This is a genomic window from Streptomyces sp. NPDC090442 (assembly GCF_044769405.1).
GTDB lineage: Bacteria > Actinomycetota > Actinomycetes > Streptomycetales > Streptomycetaceae > Streptomyces.
The window spans coordinates 1-19,131 of record NZ_JBIVXW010000034.1 but is presented as its reverse complement, the minus strand read 5'-3'; the positions used below and the strand labels follow the sequence as shown (position 1 = coordinate 19,131).

The 19,131-nt window shown below is 72.0% G+C and carries 15 protein-coding genes; 11 read left to right on the top strand and 4 right to left on the bottom strand.

The annotated features are described in order from the left end of the window. Positions 1-179: 179 nt before the first annotated feature. Positions 180-1,526: a hypothetical protein gene (locus tag ACIQU6_RS23685; RefSeq protein ID WP_403483665.1), complete on the bottom strand. Its 1,347-nt coding sequence runs from the start codon at positions 1,524-1,526 to the stop codon at positions 180-182. A 427-nt stretch (positions 1,527-1,953) separates the two neighbouring features. Between ACIQU6_RS23685 and ACIQU6_RS23680 the strand changes: the two genes are divergently transcribed. From ACIQU6_RS23680 to ACIQU6_RS23640, 9 genes are all read left to right on the top strand, one after another. Beyond that, positions 1,954-3,318, top strand: coding sequence for a hypothetical protein (locus tag ACIQU6_RS23680; protein WP_403483664.1), 1,365 nt, complete (start codon positions 1,954-1,956; stop codon positions 3,316-3,318). Between the two features lie 127 nt (positions 3,319-3,445). Next, positions 3,446-4,534, top strand: coding sequence for an acyltransferase domain-containing protein (locus ACIQU6_RS23675; RefSeq protein WP_403483663.1), 1,089 nt, complete (start codon positions 3,446-3,448; stop codon positions 4,532-4,534). Continuing rightward, complete coding sequence (locus ACIQU6_RS23670; protein ID WP_403483662.1) at positions 4,506-6,359, top strand: acyl-CoA dehydrogenase; 1,854 nt, start codon at positions 4,506-4,508, stop codon at positions 6,357-6,359. Before ACIQU6_RS23675 ends, ACIQU6_RS23670 begins: the two co-directional genes overlap by 29 nt. Next, complete coding sequence (locus tag ACIQU6_RS23665) at positions 6,356-7,465, top strand: 3-oxoacyl-ACP synthase III family protein (RefSeq protein ID WP_403483661.1); 1,110 nt, start codon at positions 6,356-6,358, stop codon at positions 7,463-7,465. Before ACIQU6_RS23670 ends, ACIQU6_RS23665 begins: the two co-directional genes overlap by 4 nt. After that, a complete protein-coding gene (locus ACIQU6_RS23660; RefSeq protein WP_403483660.1) occupies positions 7,462-8,304 on the top strand; it encodes an SDR family NAD(P)-dependent oxidoreductase in 843 nt (280 codons plus the stop codon). The genes ACIQU6_RS23665 and ACIQU6_RS23660 overlap by 4 nt, the downstream gene beginning before the upstream one ends. A 25-nt stretch (positions 8,305-8,329) precedes the next feature. Further along, a complete protein-coding gene (locus tag ACIQU6_RS23655) occupies positions 8,330-9,433 on the top strand; it encodes a beta-ketoacyl-ACP synthase III (RefSeq protein ID WP_403483659.1) in 1,104 nt (367 codons plus the stop codon). Continuing rightward, on the top strand, positions 9,406-9,675 hold the full coding sequence (locus tag ACIQU6_RS23650) for an acyl carrier protein (protein ID WP_403483658.1): 270 nt from the start codon (positions 9,406-9,408) through the stop codon (positions 9,673-9,675). Before ACIQU6_RS23655 ends, ACIQU6_RS23650 begins: the two co-directional genes overlap by 28 nt. After that, positions 9,672-10,916 carry a beta-ketoacyl-[acyl-carrier-protein] synthase family protein gene (locus ACIQU6_RS23645; protein ID WP_403483657.1) on the top strand — a complete coding sequence of 415 codons (1,245 nt, stop codon included), beginning with the start codon at positions 9,672-9,674 and terminating at the stop codon, positions 10,914-10,916. Before ACIQU6_RS23650 ends, ACIQU6_RS23645 begins: the two co-directional genes overlap by 4 nt. A gap of 124 nt (positions 10,917-11,040) precedes the next feature. Then, positions 11,041-12,144 carry an NAD(P)-dependent alcohol dehydrogenase gene (locus ACIQU6_RS23640; protein WP_403483656.1) on the top strand — a complete coding sequence of 368 codons (1,104 nt, stop codon included), beginning with the start codon at positions 11,041-11,043 and terminating at the stop codon, positions 12,142-12,144. 59 nt (positions 12,145-12,203) lie between these two features. Here ACIQU6_RS23640 and ACIQU6_RS23635 read toward each other — a convergent pair whose 3' ends face one another. Further along, positions 12,204-13,046, bottom strand: a complete 843-nt coding sequence (locus tag ACIQU6_RS23635) for an IS5 family transposase (RefSeq protein ID WP_403483655.1) — start codon at positions 13,044-13,046, stop codon at positions 12,204-12,206. 87 nt (positions 13,047-13,133) lie between these two features. Next, the gene (locus ACIQU6_RS23630) at positions 13,134-14,162 is read right to left on the bottom strand and encodes a phosphotransferase family protein (RefSeq protein ID WP_403483654.1); all 1,029 of its coding nucleotides are present in this window, start codon (positions 14,160-14,162) and stop codon (positions 13,134-13,136) included. Between the two features lie 915 nt (positions 14,163-15,077). On the opposite strand from ACIQU6_RS23630, the gene rph reads away from it, so the two are divergent. After that, a complete protein-coding gene (gene rph, locus ACIQU6_RS23625) occupies positions 15,078-17,675 on the top strand; it encodes a rifamycin-inactivating phosphotransferase (protein WP_403483653.1) in 2,598 nt (865 codons plus the stop codon). Positions 17,676-17,920: 245 nt separating this feature from the next. Then, complete coding sequence (locus ACIQU6_RS23620) at positions 17,921-18,277, top strand: hypothetical protein (RefSeq protein WP_403483652.1); 357 nt, start codon at positions 17,921-17,923, stop codon at positions 18,275-18,277. A gap of 185 nt (positions 18,278-18,462) precedes the next feature. On the opposite strand, the gene ACIQU6_RS23615 is transcribed toward ACIQU6_RS23620, so the two are convergent. Further along, positions 18,463-18,801 (bottom strand): hypothetical protein, encoded by a 339-nt coding sequence (locus tag ACIQU6_RS23615; protein ID WP_403483741.1) that lies wholly within the window; start codon positions 18,799-18,801, stop codon positions 18,463-18,465. Positions 18,802-19,131 lie beyond the last annotated feature (330 nt).

The window sequence follows — 19,131 nt, the reverse complement described above, 5'->3', positions numbered from 1 at the left end:
GGGCGTGCCGGGAATCGAAATGGGGCAGTCCCTCCCTCTTTATTGGCTTGTGACTGATCCTGTGGACATGGCGATGGTGTTGCTGGGCGGCTTCCTCCCAGTGGGCACGGACGGCGAGCAGGCGGAGCCCCGGCCGGCGACCGTGCGGCAGGGCGAGCCGGAGGGGCCGCGGGACGGCCTCACCGGGCCGGGGCCCGAAGCCGCTCCCGGAATGCCTTGACGCGGGGGTTGCGCTGGTGGGGCGCGAGGCGGTGGGCCAGGCGCGGCAGGGTGCCGTGCACGGACCCGGCGGCGAGCTGACGGTGGTGACGCAGGGCGTGGAGGGAGTGGTCCACGGCCGCGTCGACCTCGTTCAGCGCGAGCAGGGTGTGCGCGAGGTGGGCGTGCAGCAGGGTGTGGGCCTTGTGGTGGTCGGCGGGCCGGCAGGCCAGGGAGCTCTCCAGCTCGCCCAGGGCGGCCTTGTGATCGCCCAGGCATGACAGCATCTCGGCGCGCTGGTAGCGCAGCGCGGTCTCCGGATAGCTGGTGAACGGGCCCTCGGGACCGGTGGCCCGGGACAGATGCTGCTCGGCGGTCAGCAGGTCGGCCGCGGCGGCGCGGGCCTGGCCCGCGCCGGCCAGGACGACGGCGCGGCCCGCGTGCAGGAAGGCCCGCACGGCCCTGGGGACCGCGGACCCCGCGATCTCGGTGGCGGCCTCACCGAGGGCGATCGCCTGGGCGTGGTCGCCGAGTTGGTGCGCCTGCATGCTCAGGCACCGCAGCACGATCGCGTGGGTGCCGCGGTCGCCGGCGGCGTGCGCGAGTTCGAGGGCGATGTCGTAGTAGTGCTGGGCGAGGGCGGGGTGCCCGGTCTCGCTGGTGCGGCCGGCCAGCAGGAGCGTGAGATGGGCGGCGCCGGTGAGTAGGGCGCGCCGGACCGCGGGGTGCGCCGGGGCGGTGAGCAGCGGCACCACCTCCGTGGTGAGGTATCCCGCCAGCGCCGACCGGCCTTGCGCGCCGCCGTACCGCTCCCCCAACAGGGCGCTGCGCACGGCCACCGCCTCCAGCCGGGCCGGGGCCGCGGCGGACGCCTGGGGCGCGCGCGGGTCGGCCGGCGGCAGGACCGGGGGCCGGCTCTCCCAGCCGGTGACCACCGGCGGCGGGGCGGAGAGAACCGTACGGGCGAGGTCCGCGCGGCGCACCGGGTCGGTCTCGGCGCGGCAGAGGAGCGCCAGCCGCTGAACGGGGTCGCCGGCACGCCAGGCCGGCGACAGCACTCCTATCGTGGCCGGGTCGGTGAGACCGGTCTCCCTCGCCGTCAGCCGCCGACCCAGGCGCCGGCCCAGCGCCTCGCCGATCAGTTCGCCGACCGGGGGCCGGGGGCGCGCCCCGTTGAGCCACCGGGCCACCGAAGTGCGGTCGTAACGCAGTTGCAAACCCCGCGCGGCGCCGAGGGCGTTGACGGCGCGGGAGAGGTCCGTGGCGGTCCAGTCTGCCTCGGCCAACAGGGCCGCGAGCAGGCGGTTGGGACGGCGCGGGGGCGTCATGTCTGGGTGCCTCGCTCTACTCGTCGGGGATTCCGGCTCGGGTAACGTCCGGTGTCAGAGTGCCTTTCAACACGTTCACGCTCCCGACCACGGTCGGGCGTTCCGCCCTAGCTCGTTTCATGGTTCCGTTGATGAACGGTTGTTGGCTACGGGGCAGTGATCCGTAGGGCGCCTTTCAGGCCACCGTAAGGCTGCCCCGGAAGAATTCCGTAGACACCCCCGAGGAACCGGCGGCCGAACAAAAGAAAGAGAACACGTGCAACAGCGTTACCACGTACCGACATCACTTCCCATGAACTGCTTCCGCCCCTTCCGCTTCTCCGGTTCCCCCCGCCCACACCGCCGTGGAGCAACCGCACAATCGATGCGGAATGCCGTGGGCCGGCCGACCGGACCGAAATCCGAACCGCCGTGCCGGGAGCCCTAGATGCCCCCGTCACGCCGCCCCAACGAGAATCTACGGGCCCTGTTGGCGGAGGCCCGCTGGACGCAGGCGGCGCTGGCGCGCACGGTCAACGTCCTCGCCACTGAGATCGACCTCGACCTCAACTACGACCGCACCGCCGTCGCCCACTGGCTCAGCGGAACCCACCCGGCGCCCCCGGTGCCGGAGTTGATAGCCGAGGCCCTCACCCGCCGTCTTGGCCGAGCGGTCTCCCCGGCGGCTGCGGGCCTCTCAGGGGAGCCGTCCGGTCCGGCGGCCGGACGGCTCCCCGCCTCCGACACCCCGATCGGCACCGCGCTGACCGACCTGTGCAGCATGGAGAACGAACCGGCGCGCCGGGCCGCCGCCCGGATGCTGCCGTACCGCGAGGCGGAGTTGGCGAAGCTGGCGACCGAGGCCGGGGACCGCGTGCCGTTGCCGCGCCCGCCGCGCGGGGAGCCCGGTGACCCGGACGACCTCGCCGTCGTCCGCCTCGCGGTGCGCTTCTACTCGACCTCGTTCGACGCCCACGGGGGCCGCACCGCCCGCTCGTCGCTGGCCGCCTACCTCGCCGACGACATCGCCCCGCGGCTACGGGAGCACCCGGGCCGCGCGCCGCGCCGCGGGCTGTTGGTCGAGGCGTCCCGGCTGTCGTTCCTGCTCGCCCGGATGTATCAGGACGCCTCCGTCCACGGGCTCGCACAGCGCCACTTCACCACCGCCCTCCGGCTCGCCGACGAGTCCGGCGACCCCACCGCCCGCGCCGTCGTGCTACGCGGGTTGAGCGCGCAGGGGCTCGCGCTGGGACACCGGCGGATCGCCCTGCGCGCCGCCGAGGCCGCCGCGGCCGCCCGCACACCCGAGGGGCCGGCGCGGGCCTTCCTGCTCTCCCAACTCGCCGTGACCCAGGCGGCCTGCGGGCGCCACCGGGCGGCGCGGGAGTCCCTGGGCCGGGCCGAGCGAGCCATGGCCAAGGGTGTCCGGGCCGGCCCAACGGGGCCGTTCACCGCGTATTCGCCCGGGTCGATGGAATTCCAGAGCGCCGAGGTGCTGCGGTACACCGGCGACCTGTCGGCCGCGCGCACCGCCCTGGTGAACTCGCTGGCGCACCGGTCCGTCGAGGACCACCGGGCGCTGGCGTTGAGCCATGCCCAGCACGCGGAAATCCTCGTCGGGCTGGGCCACGTGGAAGAGGCCAGCGCCTCCTGGAATTCCTTTCTCGACCACTACGGGCATCTGCGCTCCGGGGCGGCGGACTTGGCCGCGGCCCGGCTGCGGCAAATGCTGACGCCGTTCCGCAAACTCCCGGCGGCGAGCGCGGTGTTGCACCGGGCGTTGGCGGTCACGTCACCTTCGCAGCACCCCTGAGACACCCGCGCCGCCTGCGCGTTCACCCCCTTCAACAGCCCCGGACCGGAAACCCCGGCCATCGGCGGAACAACCGATGTTGAATGGCACGACACCGCACAGAATCCGTCCGAAATGAGATGAGCAAATGCGTCAAGGTGTCGCGTCCGCTCGGGGAAAACGCGAATCGGCCGCCCTCAGGATCGTCCATGTCTTTCCCGGGCAGGGCGACTTCGCGGTCAGCCCGCTCATCCGGGCACTGCGCGCCCACCCGGCCGTACGACATACCGTGCGCGAGGTATTCGAGGAATCCGAAGAAGTGGCCGGGGAATTCGGCATCGCGCCGATGGCCAAGGCATTGCTGAGCGATGCGCCGCCCAGCGGCCGCGACCTCGCGGCCGGACCGGTGGGCACCCCCCAACTGGCCCTGTTCTGCTCCTCGATGGCCGTGCACCGGGCGCTGTGCGCCGCCGGGCTGGCACCGGACGAGGTGCTGGGGGTGAGCTTCGGGGAGATCGCCGCCCTCACCGCGGCCGGCGTGTTCGAGGTCGCCGAGGGCGCCCGCATCGCCTGCCTGTTGGCCCATCAACTGGCCCGCTGCCCCGGCGGATTGACCCTGCTGGCCACCGGCGAGGCTGGCGCCGCGGCCCTGCTGCGCCGCACCGGCTCCCCCGAGCTGGCCCTGGCCTGCATCAACGGGCCCGACGAGACCATCGTCAGCGGCCCCCTGCCGCAACTGCGCGCCCTGGAGGAACACGCCAAGCGGCAGGGCGTCCCGGCCGCCCGCCTGCGGCTGCCCTTCTCCTCCCACCACCCGTCCCTCACCGGCCCCGCGGACGCCTTCGCCGCCGCGACCGCCCCCATCGACGGCCGCCCCGCCCGCGTCCCGGTCCGCTCCGCCGTCCGCGGCGGCCTCTACGGACCCGGCGACGACGTCCACCGGGGCCTGGCCGACTGCCTGATCCGCCCCGTGCGACTGCCACCGGTGCTGCGCCAGGTGACCGCCGGCGGCGACCGCGCGCTGTTCTTCGAGGCGGGCACCGGCCAGGCACTGACCCGCAGCATCCGGGAGATCCTGCCGCCGGACGCGGCCGGCGCCCATGCCCCGCTCGCCGACCCCGACTTCCCCTGGCCCGGCCCCGACGACCCGACCCCCCGCCCGCCACACGACGCCCTCGCCACCCGCACCGCCCTCTGGAGCCAGCACGATGACCACGCGCACGCAACCGCTCGATGAGCTCGGCGAGATCGTCAACGGCTCCCGCCCCTACACCCTGCGCAGCCGCCTGCTGACCGTCCTGGCCGCCGACCGCGCCGCGCCCCCGGACCCCACCGAGGACCGGGCCCACCGCATCCACCGACAACTGCGCCTGCTCGCCAGGAACCTCCCGCCGGCGGGCGAACTGTTCCGCGATCCGGAGCAACTCTCCGTACTCAGCGAATGCGTGGCCCTCACCGACCCGCCCCTCTACATGGCCGTCCTCAACCACTACGCACTCTGCCTGGGCTCCATGGCCACCCTCGCCGAGGACCCGACGCGGATCGGCCGCCCCTGGCAGGCACTGACCACCGGCCGCACCAAGGGCGTCTTCCTGGTCACCGAGATCGGGGACGCCAGTAGCCACCTGGGCACCCGCACCGTCGCCCGACTCGACCCCGACACAAGGGAGTTCGTGCTCGACACGCCGGTGCCGGGCGCGGCCAAGTTCTCCAGCGTCGGCGGGACCGGGGGGCCACAGACCGCCGTGGTGTGCGCCCGCGTCCTGGTCGACGACACCGACCACGGGGTGTTCTCGTTCGTGGTCGAACTCACCGACAACGCCGGCCCGTTGCCGGGTGTGGAGATCTCGCGGAGCATCGAGGCGCCGTCACTGCCGCTGGACTACGCGCTGGTGCGCTTCCGCGGCGTGCGGGTGCCGCACCGCCAGTGGCTGTCCGACCGGGCGCACGTCGACGCGGACGGCGTCCTGCACGACCCGCTCGGCGACCGCGACGCCCGGCTCCAGCGGACCCTGTCCGTCGGCCAACTCCTGTGGGCCACCCTGCCGTCGGCGGTCGCCGCCATGACCCGCCAGAGCGCCGTCCAGGCACTCCGCTTCTCCGCCCACCGCCGCGCCCACGGCCGACTGGCCCCCGGTGCCTGGGTGTTGGACCTGCGCAACCAGCAACACGCGCTGCTCGGCGCGCTGGCCGAGGCGTTCGCACTGACCTGCGCCGGCCGGACCGCACGGGAGATCTGGGCCCGCTCACGGACCGCCCACCACACCCCGGCACGCACCCCGGACGGCATGACGTTCTCCCCCTGGACCGCCGTGGACCGCCCGCTGGCGGTACTCAAGGCCGCCACGGTACGACGCGCCGCGCAGGTCGCCGCCGAATGCCAACACCGCTGCGGGCTCGCCGGGTTCCTGCACCCCAACCTCCTCGACGGGTACCACGGCTTCGCGCACGCCTTCGACACCGCCGGCGGCGACAGCCAACTGATCCTGCTGGACGCCGGCCGAGCGCTCGCCCAGACCGGCGGCGGGGCCGGCGGCACGGTGCCGCGCGCCGAGGCCACCCCGGACCACCCGGGCTGGTGGCCGGCGGTCGCCCGGGCCCACGAGCAGCGACTGCGGGACACCCTCCGGCGCACCCTCCAACGCCGCACCCGGGCCGGCCGGACCGGACTCGACCTGTGGAACCCCCTGCTGGACGCCGCCCACGAACTCGGCGCCGCCTACGGCGCCCGACTGATCGCGGACGCGGTCGCCGCCGCCGTCGAGGCCGTCCACGACCCCGAACTACGCGCCATACTGCACCCATTGGCCGCGCTGCACGGCGCCGTCGAGGCCCGCCGCGCCGCCGGCAGTCTGCTCGCCGCCGGCACCCTCTCCCCCGCCACCGCACGCGCACTCCCCACCGTGATCGACGGCCTGTGCGACCGGCTACTGCCCCATCTCCCGCTGCTGTGCGGGGCGATGGGCGCGCCGCCCGGCGCGGTCCCGGCCCCCTTGGGCGCCGACGACTACGCCGCGGCCCTGTACGACACCCTCGACCGGTCACCGGAAAGGCCGTCATGAGCCCGCACCCCTCCCCCGCCCCACGCATCGGCATTCACGGCATGGGCACCTACCTCCCGCACCACACCCGCTCCAACGACGACATCGCGGCCGCGGCCGGCGTCACCCCCGAATGGATCACCCAGCGCACCGGCGTGCACACCCGACACGTCGCCGGCCCCGACGAGGCCGCATCCGACCTGGCCGCGGCCGCCGTGCGCGCCGCGGTGGCCGCTGCCGGCATCGACATCGAACAACTCGACGTCCTGATCGTCGCCACCTCCACCCCCGACGAGCTCGGCCCCTCCACCGCCTGCCGCGTCCAGGCTCTGACCGGCGCCCGGCACGCGGTCGCCCTCGACGTCAGCGCGGCCTGCGCCGGTTGGCTGTTCGCCGCCCGGGTCGCCCACGACTGGCTGCGCGGCCAGGGCGGCGCCCGCTACGCGGCGGTGGTCGGCGTCGAGGCGTACTCCAAGTTCCTCGACCCCACCGACCGGGGCACCGCGGTGCTCTTCGCCGACGGAGCGGCCGCCGCGGTGTTGGGCCCCGTCCCCGACGACGCCGGCTTCACCGACTTCCGGCTCGGCTCCGACGGCACCGGCGCCCACCACGTCCTGATCCCGGCCGGCGGCAGCCGCATCCCGGCCAGCCCGGCCACCCTCGGTGCGCGCCAACACCACGTCTACATGGACGGCCGCGCGGTACGGGACTTCATCGTCGACGTCTTCCCCCGCCTGGTCCGCGAGAGCCTGGCCGGCAACGCCCTGCAACTGACCGACATCGACGCCTACATCACCCATCAGCCCAACCCCGTCCTGCTGCGCGACCTGGGCGAGCGCATTGGCATCCCCCCGGGCCGCCTGGTCATCGTCGGCGACGAGGTCGGCAACATCGGCGCCGCCAGCGCCCCCTACGCCCTGGCCGGCGCGGCCTCCCGAGGACTGCTGCCGCGCGGCGGCCGAATCCTCCTGGCCGTCTTCGGCGCCGGCGTCACCTGGGGCAGCGCCTTGCTGACCTGGACCGGCGCGCCGGTCATCCGCATCGCCCCCACCCGCACCACACAGACGGCCCCCTCCCCCGTCAAGCCGCTCGTCAACACCCCTGCCCTGCAAAGGAGTTCCTCATGACCGCAGCACCCGATCCGTTCCGGCTCGACGGCGCCCGCGCCCTGGTCACCGGCGCCTCCCGCGGCATCGGCAAGGCCACCGCCGTGGCCCTGGCCCGGGCCGGCGCCGACCTCGCGCTGTCCGCCCGCACCTCGACGGCGCTGAAGGAGACCGCCGCCCTGGTGGAGGACGCCGGGCGCACCGCGGCCCTCGTCCCCGGCGACCTCGCCGAACCGGGCGTCGCCGAGGAGGTGGTGGACGAGGCGGCCACCGCGCTCGACGGGCTCGACGTCATCGTCCACAACGCCGGTGTGCTGCCCTCCCAGGAGGACGGCACCCCCACCCTGGTCCCCCTCCAGGACTCCCAACAGGCTGACTGGGACCACGTGATGGCGGTCAACCTCAACGCCACCGCGGCGCTCTGCCGGCGCGCCCACCGCCACCTCACGGCCTCCTCCCGCGCCAGCGTGGTGCTGATGTCCTCACTGGCCGGTGTCGCCGGCACCCCGCGGATGGAGGCGTACGGCGCGTCCAAGGCGGCACAGATCGCACTGGCCCGCAGCCTGGCGGTCGGCTGGGCGCGCCAGGGCATCCGCGTCAACGCGCTCTGCCCCGGCTGGACCCGCACCGACATGACGGCCTTCGCCTACTCCCTGGCACCGCTGTCGGACTGGCTCACCGCACACGTCCCGCTGGGGCGCTGGGCGGAACCCGAAGAGATCGCCCGGGTCGCCCTGTTCCTGGCCTCCCCCGCCGCCTCCTACCTCACCGGACAGGCCCTCGTCCTCGACGGCGGGGTGTCGGTGCCCGACGGCGGACTGGCCGGCATCCCCAAACCGCCCTCCCCCTTCGCCGCCTGACCGCCCACGAATCGAGGAACCCACCATGACAAGGGTGAGCCCCACCGCCGTGCTCGACGGCATCGGCAGTTGTCTGCCACCGCGGGTGCTGACCAATGACGACGTCCGGCGCCGCGGCGTACTGGAGACCACCGACGAGTGGATCCGCACCCGCACCGGCATCGCCCGGCGCCGGGAGGCCGATGAGGACACCAGCACCGGCGACCTCGCGGTCGCCGCGGGCCGGGCCGCGCAGCAATCCGCCGGCGCCCGCGCCGACCTGGTGCTGGTCGCCACCACCACCCCGGACCGGCGCTGCCCGGCCACCGCACCGGAGGTCGCCCAACGACTGGGCCTGGGCACCGTTCCCGCCTTCGACCTGTCCGCGGTCTGCTCCGGCTTCCTGTACGGCCTCGCGGTCGCCACCGCACTGATCCGCACCGGCGTCTGCACCCGACCGCTGGTGATCGGCGCCGAGACCTACTCCCGGATCATCGACCCACTGGACCGGGACACCGCGGTGATCTTCGGCGACGGCGCCGGCGCGGTACTGCTGCGCGCCGGCGACCGCGGCGAGCCGGGCGCCGTCGCCGCCACCGACTGGGGCTCCGACGGCACCGGCAGCGACCTCATCGCGATCGCCGCCGGCGGCTCCCGACAGCCCGACCCGGCACACCGGCAGAGCCGCGAGCAGCACTACTTCCGGATGCGCGGCCGCGAGGTGTACGGCCAGGCGGTGCGCCGGATGACCGCCTCCTCCAACGCCGTGCTGGCCAAGACCGGTTGGCAGCCCGCCACCATCGGGGCGTTCATCGGCCACCAGGCCAACCAACGGATCCTCGACTCGGTCGCCGACCGGATCGGCATCCCGCCCAAGCACCGCTACGGCAACCTCCGCGAGGTCGGCAACACCGCCGCCGCCTCCATCCCGCTGGCCCTCGCCGACGCGGCCGCCCACCGGCGCATCCGCCCCGGCACCCCCACCCTCCTGACCGCCTTCGGCGGCGGCCTCACCTGGGCGTCCGCCGCCCTGACCTGGCCCTCCGCCCGCCCCTTCGCGCACCCGCCGGAGCCCCGAGCCCCCCAACCCACCACCCGCCCCACGCACCGGAGGAACCCCTCATGGAACCTGTCTACGACCACCTCGTGACCACCCTCACCGACAAGTTCGAGGTCGACGCCAAGGAAGTCCACCCCGACCGCACCCTCGGCGACCTGGACCTCGACTCCCTCGCCGTCGTCGAGCTCTTCGTCACCCTCCAGGAACACTGGGGCATCCCGCTCGACGAGGACGGCGCCACCGCCGAACTCACCCTGGAACAACTGACGCAGACCGTCACCGCACAACTGTCCGCCGACGGCACCGCCGAGCGGGGAGGAGCCCCGCGGTGAGTGGCCCGGGCGACGACACGGGTCTCGCGGTCACCGGAATCGGCCTGGTCACCCCGGCCGGTTCCGGCACCGCGGCCACCTGGCAAGGCGTCTGCGCCGGCCGGGGCACCGCCACCCCGGACCCCGAACTGGCCGGCCTACCCGTCACGTTCTCCTGCCGCGTCCCCGACTTCGACCCGCGCACCCAAGTGCCGGGCCCCCGGCCCTGGCAACACGACCGCGCCACCCAGTTCGCACTGGCCGCCGCCCACGAGGCGGTCACCGACGCCGGACTGGACCCCACCACCTGGGACGGCGCCCGGGTCGCGGTGATCCTGGGCTCCGCGGCCGGCGGCATCGGCACCTACGAACAACAGCTCCACAAGCTCGCCGACACCGGCCCCCGGGCCGTCTCCCCCCTGACCCTGCCCGCCTTCCTCCCCAACATGGCCGCCGGGCAGTTGGCCATCGCCCTCGGGGCCCGCGGCCCGGTCCTGCACACCGCGACCGCCTGCGCCTCCGGCGCCACCGCCCTGGCCCTGGCCGCGCTGCTGCTGTCCTCCCACACCTGCGACATCGCGGTGGCCGGCGGCGCCGACGCCATGATCACCCCGCTCTGCGCCACCGCCTTCGCCCGCATGGGCGCCCTCTCCCGCCGCCACGACGCCCCCGCCCACGCCTCCCGCCCCTTCGACGCCGACCGGGACGGCTTCGTGCTCGGCGAGGGCGCGGGCATCCTCGTCCTGGAACGCGCCACCGACGCCACCGCCCGCCGCGCCCCCGTCCAGGCACACCTCGCCGGCCACGGCATCTCCGCCGACGCCCACCACCCGGTCGCCCCCGACCCCGAAGGCCGGGGCCTGCTACAGGCCACCCGGGAAGCGCTCCGCACCGCCGGCGCCACCCCGACGGAGATCGACCACATCAACGCCCACGGCACCAGCACCCCCCTCAACGACCGCACCGAAGCAACCCTCGTGGACCGCCAGTTCGGCGCCACCGCGCCCTCAGTCACCTCGACCAAGGGCGTCCTCGGCCACACCATGGGCGCCGCCGGCGCGATCGAAGCCGCCCTCACCGCACTCACCCTCAAACACCAACTCGTCCCACCCACCGCCAACTTCCACCACCCCGACCCCGACGCCCCCACCCTCAACCTGGTCACCGACCACGCCCGCCCCCAACCCCTCCGCCTCGCCCTCAGCAACTCCCTCGGCTTCGGCGGCCACACCACCGTCCTCGCCTTCCGCCCCGCCGGCTGAAAAGACAACCCCATTCCCGGCAACACACCCACCGGTTGAGTAGGCTCAACCCACCAACACCACGCGCCGCCGCGGCCCTACCAACGGCCAACACCACCAACCAAACAGGAATGCAACCGCCCTCATGCGCATCCAAGCAGCCGTCGTAGAAACCCCCGGCGGGCCCTTCACCCTCCGCGACGACCTCGTGATCGACGCACCCCGACCCGACGAGGTCCTGGTCAAGATCACGGCGGCCGGCATCTGCCACACCGACCTGAGCACCCGCCAGAAGTGGCCGGCACAGCTCAGCCCCATGGTCTTCGGCCACGAGGGAGCCGGCGTGGTGACGGCCGTGGGCGACCAGGTCACCACCGTCCGCCCCGGCGACACCGTATGCCTGAGCTACCGCAGTTGCACGACCTGCCGCCAGTGCACAGCGGGCCACCCCGCCTACTGCGATACCGGCATCTTCGCACTCAACGCCACCGGCACCCGCCCCGACGGCACCACCCCACTCTCCCGGGCCGGCGACGGAAGCCCCGTCTACGGCAACTTCTTCGGCCAGTCCTCCTTCGCCACCCACGCCCTGGCGCACACCAGCAACGTCGTCAAGGTCCCCGCGGACCTCCCGCCCGCGCTGGCCGCACCACTCGGCTGCGGCGTGCAGACCGGCGCCGGCACCATCCTCAACGTCCTGCGCCCGCCCCGCGGTTCCTCCCTCGTCGTCTTCGGCGCCGGCAGCGTAGGACTCAGCGCCGTGATGACCGCCGTCGCCGAGGGCTGCCACGTCGTCGCCGTCGACCCGCTCCCGGCCCGCCGCGCCACGGCCCTCAAGCTCGGCGCGACGACGGCCGTCGCCCCCGACACCGTCGCCGACGTCGCCGCCGAGATCCGCCAACACACCGACGGCGGCGCCCACTTCGCCCTCGACACCACCGGTCGACCCGACGTGATCGCCCAGGCCATCGACGCCCTCGCCCAACGCGGCACGCTGGCCCTGGTCGGCGTCGGCGGCCGGGCCGAGTTCGACATCATGACCGTCCTGACCAAGGGCATCCGCATCCGCGGCATCATCGAAGGAGACGCGACGCCCGCCGACTTCATCCCCCACCTCGTCACCCGCTACCGCCAGGGCCTGCTCCCCCTCGACGAGATCATCACCGAATTCCCCTTCCACGACATCGAACACGCCGCCCAGGCAGCAACCACCGGCGAGGTCATCAAGCCGGTACTCCGCCTCCCCTGAGCCCGAGCCCCCGCCCTTCCCCCACGTCACCTGAGGAGGTCGCGCGGATAGGCGCGCGGTCATGGTCGGCGGTTCGGTCGTTCGTCCCAGCGGTGAGTGCTCCATGCCCGCCGGATCAGGCTACGCACGGTGATGATCGTGTCGGCGAGGTCGAAGAAGGCACCGATGACGGTGGTGCGCCGCTCATAGCAGCGGGAGAGCCGGTAGAAGGCGTTCTGCCAGGCATGGGTACGCTCCACGTGCCAACGCCGACTGGCCTGGATCGGTGCCTTCTCGCCCTTGTGCGCGATGCGGCCGTGGAAGCCGCGTTCGTTGAGCAGCGCGCGGGTCTTGTCCGAGTCGTAGCCGGCGTCCAGGTGCACGGTGATGTCTTCGGGCATCGGGCCGAGGTCGTCCAGGCGGTCCAGGGTGGGGGCGAGCAGCGGGGAGTCGTGGCGGTTGGCACCGGCCAGAACACGCCCCAAGGGAATGCCGTATCCGTCTGTCATGCCCGAGCGTTTGAGGCCCTGTTTGCCGCGGTCGACCAGGGAGCGTCCGGCAGCCTCACCACCGCCAGGAGCCTTGGTGATGGAGCCGTCGACGGCGATCTGGTCGAGGACGAGGCCGACGATCCGGTCGTAGGATTCCATCGCGATCTGCTTGAGCCGGGCGAAGACGCCCAGTTGTATCCACTCGTCGCGGCGGTTGCGGATCGTGGTGGCCGAGCAGGCCGTGTCGGCGATCGCCTCGTAAGAACAGCCGAAGCGCAGCAGTTGCAGGAGCTTGTCGAAGATGACCCGGTCGCTGATGCGCCGGCGGTGGCAGCCGAGCGGATGGTCCGGGCGGAACTCCGGCCGCTCGGGCAACAAGGCCGCGAATTGGTCCCAGAGCGGTTTGGTCAGCCATGATGGAAGCGCGGGCATAGATCTCTCCGGTAATCACAGAGCGTCGCAACTCCATGGCATGTGGTTTCGAGGCCACGTCGTAGGCCAGGTTGCGGGCAGGCGCCCTTACGGCCTTTGCAGGGGCAGTGGTTGAAGCGCGGGCCATCGGGTAAGCATGGCTCCCTTGATGGCCGCGGCGAGTTGCCCCAGGCCGTTGAGCTCACTTCCATCAACGGCCATCTGGCTGACGATTCCGAGACGGTGGACGAGTCGTTGCCGGGCCGTTGCCGTGCCCCATTTCCAGTCCCGGTTCGGGGTCTCTGCCAAGTGATCGACGGTTCCACGTTCGGCTCGCTGGACCAGTGCGTCGCCTCGTAGCAGCCAGGCAGCACATGCATCGGTGAGATCATCTTGGGCATCGGTGCTCGTCGCGTCGCGCCAGGTCGCGCGATAGGCGGTCTCCGCTGCGTGCAGCAGAGACTGCGCCGGGGCCGTGACGCACCAGCAGGTCGGGAAACCGATGCGCAGGTAGGCGAGTTCCACGAGCCCATTGCCCAGCGCGGCCTGCTCAAAGTCGATGAACCTGACTCCGCTGCTGGTGTGCATGTCGTTGCCGGGACAGGGGTCGCCATGCAGCAGGGCATGGCCCTGTGTGCCAGCCAGGCGGTTCACCAGGTCGTCCAGCTCGGCTCTGACTCCGGTCGGAACCGCGATGCCGAGCGCTCCGGCAAGTCCGAGGAAGGAGTCGATGTCGCCTTGGGCTGGGCCGGACCAGCCGGGGAGCGTGCCTGTGTCGTCGGTGCTGGTGGCCGCATGGAGTCTGGCCAATGCTGCGGCGTAGTCAACCGCCCAGCCCTCGCGGGGCGGCTGGTGATCCAAGTGCTCAAGGACCAGTAGACGTTCGCCGGGATCAGTGCCGAGAAGCATCGGCACCACGGGCGGGTCAACCCGGGACGCGAGCTTCAGCGCCGCCACTTCGCGGGCATACCTCTCAGCCGCCTCCGGAGCGTCGATGAGTTGCTTGACCACAACGGGTGTGCCAGACAGCTCGGCCCGCCATACCCGAGATCGCGGGCTGCTTCCCAGTCGGCGAGCCCGACGAGGTGAGCCTAGCTCGGACCGCAGCTCGTCCCCGAATGGCAGTCGTGACCACATGGACTCATGCTCGCACGCACGCATGCGCGCGATCTGCGGTTTACGCCAGGGCATTGCCCCGCCTATCCGCGTGGCCCCTAATACCTGCGACGAAGCGATTCAAGGCAGAGCAAGCCAACGGCGTCCGACGCATGATCATCTTCGCGCAACACACCCGCGATTTGAACAAACGATGACCTCGTCTTGACGTCCAGCCGGTGTGAGCATCGGCCGAATCGTGCACCCGGCACACTTTCCGTGCCGAGGGAATGGGCGTCCGTCGATGCCGTCGCCATGGGCGGACGCGGGCGATCCGCTCCACGAGGACCTGAGATGCTGCAACAAACCGCGCGGGTCGCGACCGAAATGAGCGCCGTCAAGGGGAAGTTGAGGATCCCGCAATCCTGGACGGGACGAGCCTGTACGCGGAGGAACGGGAACAACAGGACGCGGCGGCCCCTACGCAGCGGCGCCCCACCGCTGCACGAGGAACTGCACCCCCGGCACTCAGCAACAGCGGAGCGGACAGCAAAGAGAAAAGGCAAGGAGACACCTCTCCCTGCCACTCTCAACATATAGCGCACTGGGGGGCTTGCGGCAAGGCCCCGGGGGTGACGCAGAATCGTCGGCCTGGACCACAACCTGCGGAAATGAGGGGCACACCGTGCGTGTGTTGTTGTCGACGGGCGAAAGACGCGGTGACTCCGACCAATTGATCGCGCCGGCGGTACGGCCGCGGGCGTTCGGGGCGGGAATGCGGGTGTGCGCTCCGGCCAGCGTCGCCGAGCGGCCGGCCGACGCGTCGGAGGAAGAGCGGCAGAAGGCAAGGGCGAGGACGTGGCCGGCAGCAGGTTCGGCGGAGACGGTCGCGCCGTTGGTTCGATCAGTCACGGCCAGTGCAGTGCAGCAAAATCAGACTGCCTGGGAGGCGTCGCAGTGAACGAGCAGTACGTGTTGGACCTTCAGGAGATCGACGCGTCTCAGGGCGCGGTCGTCGGTGGCAAGGGTGCGCACCTGGGCGCGCTGTCGCGGATCGAGGGTATCGGCGTACCGGCCGGCTTCTGCGTGACGACGGACGCCTTCCGGCGGACCCTGGCGCAGGCGCCGTCGATCAACGACCGGCTTGATCAACTGTCGTGCCTGGGCCCGGACGACGGGGAGGCGATCCGCACACTCAGCGCGGAGATCCGAAGGACCATCGAGGGCATCGTCATTCCGGGCGATCTCGCGTCGGCGATCACCGGCGCGCTCGCCCGGCTCGACGACCAGGCAGCCTACGCCGTCCGATCCAGCGCCACGGCAGAGGACCTGCCGACGGCCTCCTTCGCCGGCCAGCAGGACACGTATCTCAACGTCGTGGGGCCGACCGCGATCCTCCACCACATCAGCCGGTGTTGGGCCTCGCTCTTCACCGAGCGGGCCGTGATCTACCGCCAGCGGAACGGCATCGACCACCGTGCGGTCCACATGGCCGTGGTCGTGCAGCAGATGGTCCTCCCCGATGCGGCCGGCATCCTGTTCACGGCCGATCCCGTCACGGGCAACCGGAAGGTCGCCACCGTGGACGCCGGCTTCGGCCTCGGCGAGGCCCTGGTCTCCGGCCTGGTGAACCCGGACGTCTTCACGGTGCGCAACGGCGAGGTCGTCGCCAAGGCAATCGCCGCCAAACAGCGCGCCGTTCACGCCCTGCCGACCGGCGGTACGCGGGAAGTGGCGATCGCCCCACAGCGGCAGGAGCAGCCGGCGCTGTCGGACGCACAGGTCGTGCGGCTCGTGCAGCTCGGGCGCCGGATCGAAGCGCACTTCGGCCGCCCGCAGGACATCGAATGGTGCCTGGTCGACGACGGCTTCCAGATCGTGCAGAGCCGACCGATCACCACGCTGTTCCCCGTCCCCGAGGCCGACGACCAGGAGAACCACGTCTACGTCTCCGTCGGACATCAGCAGATGATGACCGACCCCATGAAGCCGCTGGGGCTCTCCATGTGGCGACTGACGGCCATGGTGCCGATGCACGAGGCCGGCGGGAGGCTGTTCGTCGACGCCACCCGGCGCCTGGCCTCGCCGGCGAGTCGCGCCAGCCTCCTGGACATGATGGGGAGGGGCGATCCGCTGGTCAGAGATGCCCTGGAGACCGTCCTCGACCGCGAGGATTTCGTCCCGTCGCTCCCGGACGCGGAGCCGGGCAGGCCGACGGCCGGCGGTGCGTCCGCTCCGATCGAGACCGATCCGGCCCTCGTCACCGGCCTGATCGAGCGGAGCCAGGCATCCGTCGCCGCCCTGGAGCGCGGCATCCGGACGAAGACCGGACCGGCGCTGTTCGACTTCCTGTTGGAAGCCTTCGAGGAGCATAAGCGGGTCCTGAGCGACCCGCTGAACCTCCAAGTGATCATGGCGGGGATGGAGGCCACGTGGTGGCTCAACGACAACCTGTGGGAGTGGCTGGGCGAGAAGCACGCGGCTGACACGCTCACGCTGTCCGCCCCCGGCAACGTCACGTCGGAGATGGGACTGGCACTGCTCGACGTCGCGGACGCGATCCGCCCGCATGCGGAGGTCGTGGCGTTCCTGCAAGGCGTTGAGGACGACGGCTTCTTGGCGGATCTGGCGAAGCTCACGGGCGGGGCCGAAGCGCGCGCCGCCATCGAGGGCTACCTCGACCGGTACGGCATGCGCTGCGTCGGCGAGATCGACATCACGAGGCCGCGGTGGCGCGAACGCCCCACGACGCTCGTGCCCGTGATCCTCGACAACGTCCGGAACTTCGAGCCGGGCGCCGCCGAACGACGCTTCGAGGAAGGCCGGCAGGCAGCGCTGAAGAAGGAACAGGACGTGCTGTCGCGCTTGCGGGCCCTGCCTGACGGGGACCGGAAGGCCGACCAGACCAAGCGGATGATCGACCGGGTCCGCACCTTCATCGGGTACCGGGAGTACCCGAAGTACGGCATCATCAGCCGCTACTTCGTCTACAAGCAGGCCCTGCTCGCGGAGGCCGAGCGCCTCGTGCAGGCAGGCGTGCTTCCCGACCAGGACGACGTCTTCTACCTCACGTTCCAGGAACTCCACGACGTCGCGCGCTCGCACCAGGTGGACGACCGGCTCATCCAGCGGCGCAGGGAAGCGTTCCGGTCGTACCGTGCGCTCACACCGCCCCGGGTGCTGACATCGGACGGCGAGGCCCTCACCGGGGCGTACCAGCGCGACGACGTGCCCGCCGGTGCTCTGGTCGGCCTCCCGGTTTCCGCCGGGACCATCGAGGGGCGGGCCCGCGTCATCCTCGACGTGTCGGAGGCCGATATCGAAGCGGGCGACATCCTGGTCACGACCTTCACGGACCCCAGTTGGTCACCGCTGTTCGTCGGGATCGCGGGCCTGGTCACGGAGGTGGGCGGCCTGATGACCCATGGCGCGGTGATCGCCCGGGAGTACGGCTTGCCGGCCGTCGTGGGCGTGGAACAGGCCACTCGGCTGATCCGGGACGGACAGCGCATCCGCGTACACGGGACCGAGGGGTACATCGAGATCCTGCCCTGACCGACCGCACCGGGGGCCGGCGCCTCACCGCACACGCCCGCTGCTCCCTGCCCCCGGTGCCAAGCGGCGCAAAGTAGCCGCACTACGGAATCCCCTCCGCAACAACCGTGCGGCCAGGCGCCTGTTGACGGCCTCGGAATCGGGGACGAGGACGCTGCCGCAACTACAACCAATATGCGAGAATCGGCACGTTTTCGCCACCAAGATCGTTGACCACGATCATGTGAGACGTGCAGGGGGACACCATGAGCGGCAGCAGCACGCCAATCCACAGTCACCAGAGGGCGGACCAAGAAGGCGAGGTGGCCCGCCAACTCGCGGCCGGCAACGTGCGGATCAACAAACGCGATCTCCCCGGCGGCATGCGCGTGGAGGGTTACCTGATCGGCATCTGTGCCGCGCTGGGGTTCCTGCTGTCCGGCATCGGTATCAAGTCGATCGCCTCCCCCGCCAACCACTGGGCCGTCGGCCCCTTCATGCTCATCCCCGGACTCCCGCTCTTTGTCGGAGCCGTCCTGTGGGGCAAGAACTTCCGGCGCCGCGCCATCACCTATGTCCTCAACCAGCGGAACATCGGGGGGACTTCGGCGGCGCGGCAGTAGGTGCGTCGCGGGCACTGCCCGAAGACGTGCCCGCGCGCGGACAACGGGGGCGTCGTGGCGTGGACCGGCGAATCCGCCGACCGGAGGGGCATCATCCCCTCACGATGAACTGGATTGCCGGGGCGGCTGCTTCTGTTCCCTCAGGATGCCCAGGGCAGCCGCACGGCTTCGCTCTCCCACCCCGCTCAGGTGAGGTCGAGGACACGGACGGGTTGCCCGCGCCAGCGCTCCGGGTCAGTGGTCGGGATGATGGCGCCCTCCGGCCGGCCTGCGGTGGGCTGGGCCGTGTGCTGGCAGTGGGCTGCCGCCCACGACGCTTGCCGGGCGACGGCGAGCGCGGCGGGGAGGTCGAGGTCGAGGACGGTGACCCCGGGCAGCGCAGCCAGATGTTCCGCGGTGCCGGGGCGGGTACGGTCGGCTTCGACCAATGCGCAGGCCGGGGCGTACAGGTACCAGCCGGCTTCGGCGTGAGCACGGTGGATGAGCCGGGAGACCAGGACATTGCCTTTGCCGGCCGCGGCCATCGCGGTCTCGTCCAAGACGATGTAATTCGGTGGCGCGCCCGGGTTCGGCGCGCCCGGCGGTGCCCCGCTGCCCGGCCCGCCGGCCGGTCCCCCGCCGCAGATGCCTGGGCAGATGCCTGGCGGGTACCAGGCGCCGAGCACGGGTGGTTACTGATTTTGGCGTTTCGAGGTGAGTGGCTGGTTTGGGTGGCTGACTGGTAGTCAGTGGTGCGCTATGTCGTTGGTATGCGTTATACGGATGGGGGCGGGCTGACGGCGAAGGGCCGCCGGCGTCGCGAAGTGGTGAGGTTGGAGGCGGCTGAACTGTTCGCCGAGGGAGTCAGTGCGTGT

Bases quoted from the DNA above. Each gene is read 5' to 3' on its own strand.
- ACIQU6_RS23680 (WP_403483664.1), top strand. From the start codon at position 1,954: ATGCCCCCGTCACGCCGCCCCAACGAGAATCTACGGGCCCTGTTGGCG.
- ACIQU6_RS23675 (WP_403483663.1), top strand. From the start codon at position 3,446: ATGCGTCAAGGTGTCGCGTCCGCTCGGGGAAAACGCGAATCGGCCGCC.
- ACIQU6_RS23670 (WP_403483662.1), top strand. From the start codon at position 4,506: ATGACCACGCGCACGCAACCGCTCGATGAGCTCGGCGAGATCGTCAAC.
- ACIQU6_RS23665 (WP_403483661.1), top strand. From the start codon at position 6,356: ATGAGCCCGCACCCCTCCCCCGCCCCACGCATCGGCATTCACGGCATG.
- ACIQU6_RS23640 (WP_403483656.1), top strand. From the start codon at position 11,041: ATGCGCATCCAAGCAGCCGTCGTAGAAACCCCCGGCGGGCCCTTCACC.
- ACIQU6_RS23615 (WP_403483741.1), bottom strand. From the start codon at position 18,801: ATGGCCGCGGCCGGCAAAGGCAATGTCCTGGTCTCCCGGCTCATCCAC.
- ACIQU6_RS23650 (WP_403483658.1), top strand. From the start codon at position 9,406: ATGGAACCTGTCTACGACCACCTCGTGACCACCCTCACCGACAAGTTC.
- ACIQU6_RS23655 (WP_403483659.1), top strand. From the start codon at position 8,330: ATGACAAGGGTGAGCCCCACCGCCGTGCTCGACGGCATCGGCAGTTGT.
- ACIQU6_RS23685 (WP_403483665.1), bottom strand. From the start codon at position 1,526: ATGACGCCCCCGCGCCGTCCCAACCGCCTGCTCGCGGCCCTGTTGGCC.
- ACIQU6_RS23620 (WP_403483652.1), top strand. From the start codon at position 17,921: ATGAGCGGCAGCAGCACGCCAATCCACAGTCACCAGAGGGCGGACCAA.
- ACIQU6_RS23630 (WP_403483654.1), bottom strand. From the start codon at position 14,162: ATGTGGTCACGACTGCCATTCGGGGACGAGCTGCGGTCCGAGCTAGGC.
- ACIQU6_RS23660 (WP_403483660.1), top strand. From the start codon at position 7,462: ATGACCGCAGCACCCGATCCGTTCCGGCTCGACGGCGCCCGCGCCCTG.
- ACIQU6_RS23635 (WP_403483655.1), bottom strand. From the start codon at position 13,046: ATGCCCGCGCTTCCATCATGGCTGACCAAACCGCTCTGGGACCAATTC.